We start from the raw sequence: 11088 nt of genomic DNA, 5'->3' as shown, positions 1-11088 counted from the left end.
GCCCGCCCCGGTCCCCGCCGCCGCGCCGGCCGAGCCGCGGCCGGTCGCCGGCGGCAAGGGCATGGTCCAGCTCGGCGCCCTGCCGACCGAGGAGGCCGCCCGCGCCGAGTGGGAGAGGCTGGCGAGGCGCGTGCCCGAGCTGGCCGGCTTCCGGCCGCGCGTCGTGAAGCTGGACCGGGACGGCCAGCCGCCGCTCTTCCGCCTGCGCACCGGCGGGCTGGCCGATGCCGCTGCCGCCAAGGCGCTCTGCGACCTGGTGAAGGCCAAGGGCGGCGCCTGCAACCCGATCGGGGGCTGAGGCGGTGGAGCGTCCGCGCGCGGCCGTGATCGGCGTTTCCGGCCCGCGGCTGACGGCGGAGGAGCGGGACCTGTTCCGCGCCACGCCGCCGCTCGGCGCCATCCTCTTCGCCCGCAATGTCGTGGACCCGGACCAGCTGCGCGCCCTGACGGCCGAGCTGCGGGACGCGCTGGGGGAGGCGGCGCCGATCCTGGTGGACCAGGAAGGTGGCCGGGTCGCCCGGCTGCGGCCGCCGCACTGGCCGGAATTCCCGCCCGCCTTCCGCTTCGCCGCGGGGCCGGAGGAGGCGGCGCGCGCCAATGCCGCGCTGCTCGGCCTGGCCTGCGCCGAGGCCGGCTTCGACGTGGTCTGCGCCCCGGTGCTCGACCTGCGGATCCCAGGCGCGCATGAGATCGTCGGCGACCGGTCCTTCGGCGAGGATCCGGCGGAGGTCGCGCGGCTCGGCCGCGCCACCGCCGAGGGGCTGCAGGAGGCCGGCTGCATCCCGGTCATCAAGCACATCCCCGGCCATGGCCGCGCGCTGGTGGACAGCCACCTGGACCTGCCACGCGTCGCCGCCGACCGCGATGCGCTCGCCATGGACTGCGCGCCCTTCGCGGCGCTTGCCGGCAGCGGCGCCTGGGCGATGACGGCGCATATCCTCTACGAGGCGCTGGATGCCGAGCGCCCGGCGACCCTCTCGCCGCTGGTGATCGAGCGGGTGATCCGCGGCGCCATCGGCTTTGGCGGCGTGCTGGTCAGCGACGACCTCTGCATGCGGGCGCTGCGCGGCGAGCCCGGGGCGCTGGCGGCGGCGGCGATCGGCGCCGGCTGCGACCTGGTGCTGCACTGCAACGGCGTGCTGGCGGAAACCGCCGCGGCGCTTGCCGGCTGCCCGGCGCTGTCGGACACGGCCGAGGCGCGGCTCGCCGCGGCGCGGGACGCCATGCTGGCGCGCCGCCGGCCGCTCGACCAGGCGGCGCTGCTGGCCCGGCGCGACACCTGGCTGGCGGCGGCGTGAGCTTCGGGGCGGGCTGGCTCCCGGAGCTTCTGACCGCCGTCCTCGCCTCGGTGCTGGCCATCACTTTGCATGAGGCGGCGCATGGCTATGCCGCCCTCGCGCTCGGCGACGACACGGCGAAGCGGATGGGCCGGCTCAGCCTGAACCCGCTGCGGCATGTCGACCGGGTGGGCACCATCCTGCTGCCCGGCTTCCTGCTGGTGACGCAGCTTCTCACCGTCGGCCGGGTGGAGTTCATGTTCGGCTGGGCCAAGCCGGTGCCGGTAGATGTGCTGAACCTGCGCAACCCCCGCCAGGGCATGATGCTGGTGGCGGCGGCGGGGCCGGCGATGAATTTCGGCCTCGCTTTGCTGGCTGGGCTGCTCATCCATCCCGTCTCGGCCTGGGTGCCGCTGCTCTCGCCCGACTCGCTCGCCTTGTTCTACCGGTTCCTGCTGCTGTCGATCCTGGCGAACCTCGTGCTTGGTCTGTTCAACCTGCTGCCCATCCCGCCGCTCGACGGCGGCCGCATCGTCGCCGGGCTGCTGCCGGCGCCGCTGGCGCTGCCGTATATGCGGCTGGAACGCTGGGGCATCCTGATCGTGCTGCTGGCGGTCTTCATCCTGCCGCGGGTGGTGGACGGGTTCGACCCGGTCGGCTGGGCGCTGCGGGAGGTGGTGGCGGACGCCTTCAACCTGGTCCTGCGGCTGTCCGGCAATGGGGGCGGGCGATGAGCGAGACCGCGACGCCGGTGCTGCACCTGCGGCTGGAGGGGTTCGAGGGGCCGCTCGACCTGCTGCTCGACCTGGCCCGCAGCCAGAAGGTGGACCTGCACAGGATCTCGATCATCGCCCTGGTGGACCAGTTCCTGGCGGTGCTGGAGCAGGCGCGGCGGGTGCGGCTGGAACTCGCCGCCGACTGGCTGGTGATGGCGGCCTGGCTGGCTTGGCTGAAATCCCGCCTGCTGGTGCCGGAGGAGCCGGGCGCCGAGGAGGATGCCGAGGCGCTGGCGGCGGCCCTGACCGACCGCATCGCCGAGTTGGGCCGGATGCGCGCCGCGGCCGCCTGGCTCGGGGCGCGGGACCAGCTGGGCCGCGAGGTCTTCGGCCGCGGCGCCCCCGAATCCCTGAAGGTGGAGGACCGCAGCGGCCTGTCGGCCGACCTGCCGGCGCTGCTGCAGGCCTATGCCGCGGCGCGGCGGCGGGCGCTGGCGCGGCGCCCCTACACGCCGAAGCCGCGCCGGCTGTGGTCGGTGCAGGAGGCGCTGGGCCGGCTGGGCCGGCTGGTCGGCGCCCTGCCGGACTGGGCCGTGCTGCAGCGCTTCCTGCCCGACGGGCTGACCGACCCGGTGGAGCGCCGCGCCGCCATCGCCAGCACGCTGGTGGCGGCGCTGGAGACGGCGCGCGGCGGCGCGATCGAGCTGCGGCAGGAGCACAGCTTCGGGCCGATCCTGATCCGCCGGGCGCAGGCTGTGGAGGTGCGCGATGCCAGGGCTGCCTGACCCGGAGGAGGGCGAGGAGCGGCCGGCCGAGGCGGTCGATGCGGCGTCCGGGGATGCCCGGGGCCCGGTTGCCGCCGCCGGCACCGGGGATACCGGGCCGGCCGAGGCCGCGGTGACCCAGGCCGACCCGGCGGGTAAGGATTCTGCCGCGACCGAAGCCCCCGACGCGGCCGCATCGCCGCCGCCGGCGCACGGCGCAGCCCGGCCGGATGCTCCGGAGGTCGTGGCGGACGAGCCCGATCCGGCCTCGACCGGCGCCGCGTCCGTCCCCGCTGGTCCGGTCCCCGTGCCCGGCGATGTCGCCGTGCCGGAGGCCGCCGCGACCGAGTCGGGCCTGCCGGAGCCGGACCCGGCCCTGTTCGCCCATGCCCTCCGCCTCGCCGAGGCGCTGGTCTTCGCCAGCGACCGGCCGGTGACGCCGCAGCGGCTGCAGCAGGCGCTGCCGCCGGGCGTCGAGGCGCGCGCCGTCCTCACCGCGCTCGCCGCCCGCTGCGCCGACCGGCCGGTGCAGCTGGTCGAGGTCGCCGGCGGCTTCGCCTTCCGCACCGCGCCGGAACTGGCCCCCGCCCTGACGCGGGTGGTGGAGGTGCCGCGCCGCCTGCCCCGCGCCGCCATGGAGACCCTGGCGATCATTGCCTATCACCAGCCGGTGACGCGGGCGGAGATCGAGGAGATCCGCGGCGCCAGCCTCTCGCAGACCACCCTGGAATCGCTGCTGGAGATGGGGCTGGTCGCGCCGCGCGGCCGGAAGGAGGTGCCGGGACGGCCGAGCCTCTGGGGCACCACGCCGAAATTCCTCGAGCAATTCGGCCTGCGGGCGCTGACCGACCTGCCACGGCGGGAAGAGCTGGTGAACGAGCCGGGTGCGCCGCTGCTGGCGCCGCTGGCCGCCTCGCCATCGGCCTGAGCCTGCGGCGCTGCCGGGGCCCCTCCCGGCGTCGCCGCGTCCGGCCGGACCGGATCGCGGAAGGGCGTCGATCGGCACCAGGCTTGAAGACCAGGGCCGCACCGCCTGCTCGGGCCGCCGCGCGAACCGTTCGGGCGATCCGAACGCGCATGCCCGCGTCGCGGCGTCGGTGCCGCCATGCGACCCGCTCGCGCACGGCGCTCCGGCGCGAGGGCCCGCCCCTGCGGGGGGGCTGCCCCTCCCGCGGGCCTGACCGGTCCGGGGCTTCCCTCGCCCGGCCGCGCTGGCCCAGCGCCATGGCACGTCCGGCGCCGCGCCGGCCCCGGGATGGGCCGGCTGCGCCCGGAACGCGCCACCCCCGCTCGCCGCGCCGCGGCGGGGCAGCGTTCCCGCTGGCCCCGCGCTGGTCTACAGGCCTGCCCCCCAGGCCCCTGCTCCGGAACCCGGCATGTCCCTTCGCCTCACCGGCATCCGCCACGCCTATGGTCCCGTGGACATCCTCCGCGGGGTGGACCTGCATGTCCGGCCGGGGGAGATCCTCTGCCTCCTCGGGCCTTCCGGCTGCGGCAAGACCACGCTCCTGCGCCTCGTCGCCGGGCTCGAGGCGGTGCAGGAGGGCCGGATCGAGCTGGGCGGGCTCCTGGTCGGCGAGCCGGGCCGGGAGGTGCCGCCCGAACAGCGCCATGTCGGCTTCGTCTTCCAGGACTACGCGCTGTTCCCGCACCTGACGGTGGCCGAGAATGTCGTCTTCGGCCTGCACCGGCTGCCGCGCGGGGAGCGCCCCTGGGCGGTGCGGGAGGCGCTGGCGCGCGTCGGCCTCGAGACCTATGCCAATGCCTATCCGCACATGCTCTCGGGCGGGCAGCAGCAGCGCGTGGCGCTGGCCCGGGCGCTCGCGCCGCGGCCGCAGGTGGTGCTGCTGGACGAGGCCTTCGCTTCGCTCGATGCCCGCCTGCGGGAGCAGGTGCGGGACGACACGCTGCATGTCCTGCAATCCGCCGGCATCCCGGCGATGATCGTCACCCATGACGCCGAGGAGGCGATGTTCCTCGCCGACCGCATCGCCCTGATGCGGCAGGGCCGGGTGATCCAGGTCGGCCCGCCGGAGGAGCTGTATCTGAGCCCGGCGCATCCCTTCGTCGCCACCTTCCTCGGCGAGGTGAACCGGCTGCCGGCCCTGGTGCGCGGCGGGCGGGCGGAGACGGCGATCGGCGCGCTGCCGCTGCGCCCTGGCGCCGACCTGCCGGAGGGCCCGGCGGAGGTGCTGCTGCGGCCGGAGGGGCTGCTGGTCGCCGGCGAGGGCGGCCGTCCGGCCGAGGTGGAGGCCTGCCGGCTGCTGGGCGCCACCACGCTGGTGCATCTGGCGGTCGCCGACGGGGCGGGCGGCCTGCTGCACCTGCATGCCAGGCTGCCGCCCGGCATCCGGCTGGCACGTGGACAGCAGGTGACGGTTGCGATGGACCCGGAGCGCGCCTTCGTATTCCCGCCCGAGGCTGCCTAGATAGCGTGCGGCGGACGCGTCCGGGGTGCCGCTGCTGGCCCCGTGCCCGGCGGGCCGCCGCCCGGGCCCTGGGGGGCCGCTCCGGATGGGCTCGCCAGATTGTTGGACCCTGTTGTTCCTGCTAACGGAGGCGGCCTTGCGGCGCCGGGGGTTCCCACCCCCGGACCGCGGCCGGAGACGCCATGTTCGACCTTGCCTGGTCCGAGATTGCGCTGATCGGGGTGGTGGCGCTCGTCGTCATCGGCCCCAAGGACCTGCCGGAGGCCATCCGCGGCCTCGCGCGCGGGGTGCAGAAGCTGCGCCGCATGGCCGGCGAGTTCCAGAGCCAGGCCGACGAGCTGGTGCGCGAGGCGAAGCTCGACGAGGTGCGGAACTCGATCAACGAGATCCGCAGCTTCAACATCAAGGACACGCTCGAGAAGGCGGTGGATGCGGACGGCTCGATCCGCAAGACCTTCACCGAGGACCCGCTGAAGCCGGGCTTCTCCGGCGGCTACACGCCGCCGGCCTCCGCCATGGAGGGGGCCGGCGCCGCGACCGGCAGCGCCGAGCCGGCGAAGCCGGCGGCCCCGGCCTTCATCCCGCCCGCCTATGCGCCGCCACCGCCGCCGCCGGTGGCCGAGGCGCCGAAGCCGCCGCCGGCGCCGGCCTTCGTGCCACCCGCCAATGGCGGCGTGCCGGCGCCCGAGCCGGTGGCGACCGCGGCGGCGCCAGCGGCAATTCCGGCGGCCGAGCCGGCCCCCGTCCACAAGACCTGAGGGTGCGTGCCAGCATGTCCGCCAGCCTCCGCTTCCGGCCGCAAGGTCCCGTGCCCCGGACCGGCATCCCGCCGCGCGCCCGCCCGCTTCCCACCCGCTGAGTGACGACGCCCGTGCCGCGTGATCCGGACGACACCATCGACGACAAGCCGATGCCGCTGATGGACCACCTGATGGAGCTGCGCACGCGGCTCCTCTGGTCGGTCGGCGCCTTCGCCATCGCCTTCGCCGTCTGCTACTATTTCTCGGCGCAGATCTACGGCTTCCTCGCCCGGCCGCTGGCCGACATCCTGCAGCACCAGGGCGGCGGCGACCGCCGCATGATCTTCACCGCGCTGTACGAGGCCTTCTTCACCTACCTGAAGGTGGCCTTCTTCGGCGCGGTGTTCTTCAGCTTCCCGGTCTGGGCGACCCAGCTCTGGATGTTCGTCGCGCCCGGGCTCTACCGCAGCGAGAAGCGGGCGATCTATCCCTTCCTGCTGGCCTCGCCCTTCCTTTTCGTGCTGGGGGCGGCGCTGGCCTACTACTTCATCTTCCCGCTGGCCTGGCGCTTCTTCATCACCTTCGAGACGCCGCCGGGCGATGGCGCGCTGCCCATCCAGCTGGAAGCCAAGGTCAGCGAGTATCTCTCGCTGGTCATGCAGATGATCCTGGCCTTCGGCATCGCCTTCCAGCTGCCGGTGCTGCTGACCCTGCTCTGTCGCGTCGGCATCCTGACCGTGGAGACGCTGCGCAAGGGCCGGCGCTACGCGATCGTCGGCATGTTCGTCGTCGCCGCGGTGCTGACGCCGCCCGACGTGATCAGCCAGGTCGGCCTCGCGGTGCCGCTGATCCTGCTCTACGAGATCTCGATCCTGGCGGCGGTGTGGATGGCGCCGAAGAAGCCGGACGGGACCAAGAGCACCTAGGGCGGTTCGCGCGCCCGTCCGGACGCGCCAGCCGCCCCAGGCCACCGATTGCGGAACGGGGTCACGCCTTGCGGCGCGATCCGCCCTACAGCGGCGCGGCGTTCAAGATTGAACGCCGCGCCGCTGTAGCGTGTTGTTTTCAGAGCGGATTCACGCTCCGGGCCGTTCACGGCCCTCCGCGATCCGCTCTAGACTGCCGGCGGCGCGGCCCCGACGCCCCGCCCTGAGTTTGCCGGGACCCGACTGCCATGCATGACATCCGCCTCGTCCGTGCCGACCCGGCCGCCTTCGACGCCGCCATGTCCCGCCGCGGCGTGGCGCCGGTGGCGGCGGAGATCCTGGCGCAGGACGCCGCCCGGCGCGGTGCGCAGCAGGCGCTGCAGGAGAAGCAGGCGCGGCGCAACGCCCTGGCCAAGGAGATCGGCCAGGCCAAGCGCAGCGGCGGCAACAGCGTGGCGCTGGAGGCCGAGGGCGCCGCGCTGCGCGACGCGATGGCGGCGCTGGAGGCCGAGGCATCCCGCGCCGAGGCCGCCCAGACCGCGCTGCTGGAGGCGCTGCCCAACATCCTCGACGCCGCCGTGCCGGACGGCCAGGACGAGACCGGCAACGTCGTCCTCCACCAGCATGGCGAGCCGCCCCGGCCGAACTTCGCGCCGAAGCAGCATTTCGAGATCGGCGAGGCGCTGGGCCAGATGGATTTCGCTACCGCCGCCAAGCTGGCGGGGGCGCGCTTCACGCTGCTCTCCGGCCCGCTGGCGCGGCTGGAACGGGCCCTCGGCCAGTGGATGCTGACCCTGCATACCGAGGAGCATGGCTATACCGAGACGGCGGTGCCGCTGCTGGTCAATGCGGCGACCGTCTACGGCACCGGGCAGCTGCCGAAATTCGAGGACGACCTCTTCAAGACCACCGATGGCCGCTACCTGATCGCCACCGCCGAGATGCCGCTGACCAACCTGGTCCGCGAGGAAATCGTGCCGGAGCCCACGCTGCCGCGCCGCTATACGGGGCTGACGCCCTGCTTCCGCTCGGAAGCCGGCAGCGCCGGCCGCGACACCCGCGGCATGCTGCGGCAGCACCAGTTCCAGAAGGTGGAGCTGGTCAGCGTCACCAGGCCCGAGGACAGCGAGGCCGAGCATGAGCGCATGACCCGCTGCGCCGAGCGCGTGCTGACCGAGCTCGGCCTCATCTGGCGGCGGGTGGTGCTGTGCAGCGGCGATACCGGCTTCAGCGCGGCGAAGACCTATGACCTGGAGGTCTGGCTGCCGGGGCAGGGGGCTTGGCGGGAGATCTCCTCCTGCTCCAACTGCCGGGACTTCCAGGCGCGGCGGATGAATGCGCGCATGCGGGCGCCGGACGGCAAGGGGACGGTCTTCCTGCACACGCTGAACGGCAGCGGCGTCGCGGTCGGCCGGGCGCTCATCGCGGTGCTGGAGACGCACCAGCAGCCGGATGGCAGCGTGCAGGTGCCGCCGGTGCTGCGCCCCTGGATGGGCGGGATCGAGCGCATCGGCTGACACCGGCGGTCATGCGCCATGGCCGCCAATGAACGCATGCGGGCACCCGGGCACCGGTCCGCCCGGCCGGGACCTCCGGCACGCCGCCGGGCGCTGGGGTGCGGGCCGCGGTGCGCCATCCTGGCGGCCGCCAATGCCGGCCTGGCCAGTCTGGATGCTCACCGGCCCGGTCGGCGTGGCTGGCGCGCCGCCGCACCGCCAGCGCAGCGGGCGATACCGGTGTCGATGCGTCGGGGCATTGGCGCACCGCTATCGGGCGGTCATCGCCGCGGGCGGCCCGTCGCCGGCCCGGGCCGGCCAGGCCTGCCGCGCCGCGTCGTCCACCACCGCCGCCGCCATGTGCCAGCCGAGGCGGCGATAGGCCTCGAACTGCTCCTCGGAGAAGAACTGGTCGGCCGTCGTCTCCTGCGGGAAATCGGCGTAGCGGCTGCGGTATTCCAGCACATCGGCCGCCTCGTCGCCGGTGACGGAGGCCTTCACATAGACCAGCCGCGCGACGCCGCCCGGCCAGACCGGGTCGTCGTCGCGGTAGCGGATGCGGCCTTCCAGCACATGCGCCGCGGTGCAGCCCTGCGCATCGGGGCGTAGCGGCGCGGTATCCAGCTCCACCTCGGCCCCGAGATCCAGCCGGGCGATGCGCGTCGCCACCGCCAGGCCGTTCAGGGTCATGCGCGGATCGGCCTCGGCATCCACCACCAGCACCAGGGCGCAGCGCCGGTGGAGCAGCGAGACCAGGCCGAGATTCTCGAAATGCCCGCCATCGCTGACGAAGACCCAGCGATCCTCCGGCGTGGTGCGGCGGATGCCCGTCAGCTCCAGCAGGAACTGCCGCGGATCGAGCGGCGGCCGCGGCGTCCGGCCGCCGCGGGCCGGGATGGGCGCCGGCAGCCAGCGCCCGGTGCGGACGTTGAGCAGGCCCTTCACGAAGCGGTCCAGCCCGCCGCCGGTCTTGCTGCCGGCATTCGGCGACAGTGCCGCGCCCGAGAGCGCGATCGCCGCCGCCGCGTCGAAATCCGGCGCCGCGCGCTCCAGCGCCGCGGTGTCGCAGTAGTCGAGCGTGATGTTGCCGGCCTCGAGCGGCGTGATGGTGAAGGGCGCGGCGCGCCGGCCGCGGCGGGCGAGTTCGCTGCTCGGCGCGCCGTTCACCGTCGCATTCAGGATGGGGAAGGGGCCGTCGGTCTTCGCCGGCAGCAGGTCGGAAAGGCCGATGCGCCGCTCGCCCCCCGCCGACAGGCCGCGCGGATCGCCGAGGAAGGCATCCGCCAGCCGGTCGCGGTAGAAGCCATGCAGGGACGTCGCATTGGGGTCGATCAGCCGCCAGATCACCGCCCGGGCGGCCAGCGCCGCCAGCCCGGCGCCGAGCAGCACGGGCCAGTCCACCGGCTCGCCCGGCACCGGCGGCGCGGCGGTGCCGAGGGCGAGATAGAGGAGCAGCGCCGCCGGCAGCAGCCGCGGCAGCAGCCTGGCCCCGCCCGGGGCGGCGACCCAGGCGAGCCACCCGGCCGCGGCGGCGAGGCCGGCGGCGAGCAGCAGCAACGTGGCCGGCGACGCCGCGCCGGCCTGGGGCCAGAGCCATGTCAGGTCGGTGCTGCCGCCCGGCGCCGGCGTCGCCAGCAGATCGGCCAGGAGGGCGATCAGCACCAGCAACCCGCCGGCGAAGAGCAGGCCGAGGGCGGAGATGACGATCCGCCCGGCCCGCCCGCGGATGCGGCTGGCGAGGGTGGCGAGCAGCAGGCTGCCGATGACCACGGCCAGGGCCGGCAGGGTGACGAGGCCGGTGTCGCCGCCGCGCAGCAGCCCGGCGAATTCGAGCAGGCCGAGCGGCGCGGTGAGCAGCAGGGCAGCCAGCAGCGCCAGGATCACCGCGGCGCCCAGCGCATCCAGCCGCGCCCGCACCGCCATGCCGCGCTGCGCCGGATGCCGCGCGGCCCTGCGTTCCATCCGGGCGCAGACCAGGACGAGGAGGAGCAGCGGCAGGCCGAGCAGCGCCGGCAGCGCGCCGGAGGGATCGAGCATCTTCCCGGCGAGCCAGCCCGCCACCCGTTCCTGGCTGCGCCCCAGCAGCCCGACCAGCACCGCGGCCAGCACCACCACCGGCGCGATGGTCAGGATGTTGGCGACCAGCTTGCGCAGCAGCATCCCGATGGCGGCCAGCAGCGACCACAGGCCGGGCGCCAGCAGGTAGCTGGCATGGTCGCGCAGCCAGCCCAGCGGGGTCGGCACCGGATGCCGGTCGCCCAGTGGCGCGCCGGCCGCGCGGGGCGGCGGCGGCAGGGCCTCGGGCGGGTTGTAGGGGAAGCGGCAGGGCCGGGCGGGCGGCGCTTCGCCCGTCGCCGCCCGCGCCGCCTCGTGCTCGGCGGCGGCGCGGGCGAGCCAGCCGATGCCGGTATAGCCGCCGCCCGAGACGCTGGAGAGGTAGTCGAACCGTGCCAGCAGCCCGGCCGCGTCCAGCCGCTGCAGCACGCCGAGGCAGACCGCGGCGGAGCGGATGCCGCCGCCCGACAGCGCGAGGCCGGCGAGACCGCCGGGCGGCGCGATGCCCGGACTGCGTGCCCGGATGGCGGACCATTCCCGCTCAAGCCAGGTCCAGTAGGTCTTGGTCGTCATCGCTGCGGCATCGCTTCCGGTCGGAAGCCTGTGCCGGGCCGCCTGGATTGGCAATGCCGCGGCGCGCGCCTGCGGCGCCGCCGGGCCGCCGTGCCTGCCCGCGCCGGCCATC

10 protein-coding genes are annotated in these 11088 nt (G+C 75.0%); 9 read left to right on the top strand and 1 reads right to left on the bottom strand.

The features are described from left to right. The 9 genes from E2C05_RS23460 to serS all read left to right on the top strand — a co-directional run. Positions 1 to 298, top strand: a 298-nt coding sequence (locus E2C05_RS23460; protein ID WP_240046858.1) for an SPOR domain-containing protein, incomplete at its 5' end; no start/stop codon positions are given. Between the two features lie 25 nt (positions 299 to 323). Beyond that, a complete protein-coding gene (nagZ, locus tag E2C05_RS23455) occupies positions 324 to 1298 on the top strand; it encodes a beta-N-acetylhexosaminidase (RefSeq protein ID WP_240046857.1) in 975 nt (324 codons plus the stop codon). After that, the gene (locus tag E2C05_RS23450; protein ID WP_133222068.1) at positions 1295 to 2011 is read left to right on the top strand and encodes a site-2 protease family protein; all 717 of its coding nucleotides are present in this window, start codon (positions 1295 to 1297) and stop codon (positions 2009 to 2011) included. The genes nagZ and E2C05_RS23450 overlap by 4 nt, the downstream gene beginning before the upstream one ends. Next, a complete protein-coding gene (locus E2C05_RS23445) occupies positions 2008 to 2778 on the top strand; it encodes a segregation and condensation protein A (RefSeq protein WP_133222067.1) in 771 nt (256 codons plus the stop codon). The genes E2C05_RS23450 and E2C05_RS23445 overlap by 4 nt, the downstream gene beginning before the upstream one ends. Continuing rightward, entirely contained in the window at positions 2762 to 3685 is a 924-nt protein-coding gene (gene scpB, locus E2C05_RS35345) for an SMC-Scp complex subunit ScpB (RefSeq protein ID WP_133222066.1), read from the top strand. The genes E2C05_RS23445 and scpB overlap by 17 nt, the downstream gene beginning before the upstream one ends. A 448-nt stretch (positions 3686 to 4133) precedes the next feature. Continuing rightward, the gene (locus E2C05_RS23435) at positions 4134 to 5186 is read left to right on the top strand and encodes an ABC transporter ATP-binding protein (RefSeq protein ID WP_133222065.1); all 1053 of its coding nucleotides are present in this window, start codon (positions 4134 to 4136) and stop codon (positions 5184 to 5186) included. A gap of 182 nt (positions 5187 to 5368) precedes the next feature. Next, positions 5369 to 5944: a Sec-independent protein translocase protein TatB gene (gene tatB, locus E2C05_RS33310; RefSeq protein WP_158292323.1), complete on the top strand. Its 576-nt coding sequence runs from the start codon at positions 5369 to 5371 to the stop codon at positions 5942 to 5944. A 113-nt stretch (positions 5945 to 6057) separates the two neighbouring features. Next, complete coding sequence (gene tatC / locus E2C05_RS23425) at positions 6058 to 6852, top strand: twin-arginine translocase subunit TatC (protein ID WP_240046859.1); 795 nt, start codon at positions 6058 to 6060, stop codon at positions 6850 to 6852. 248 nt (positions 6853 to 7100) lie between these two features. After that, entirely contained in the window at positions 7101 to 8369 is a 1269-nt protein-coding gene (gene serS, locus E2C05_RS23420; RefSeq protein WP_133222064.1) for a serine--tRNA ligase, read from the top strand. Between the two features lie 249 nt (positions 8370 to 8618). Here the strand turns inward: serS and E2C05_RS34290 are convergent, their stop codons facing one another. Then, positions 8619 to 10976, bottom strand: a complete 2358-nt coding sequence (locus tag E2C05_RS34290) for a hypothetical protein (RefSeq protein WP_133222063.1) — start codon at positions 10974 to 10976, stop codon at positions 8619 to 8621. Between the last annotated feature and the right edge of the window lie 112 nt (positions 10977 to 11088).

Source organism: Paracraurococcus ruber (genome assembly GCF_004353985.1).
Lineage (GTDB): Bacteria > Pseudomonadota > Alphaproteobacteria > Acetobacterales > Acetobacteraceae > Paracraurococcus > Paracraurococcus ruber.
Note: the sequence above shows the minus strand (reverse complement) of the source record. Positions and strands in the feature narration are given on the sequence as shown.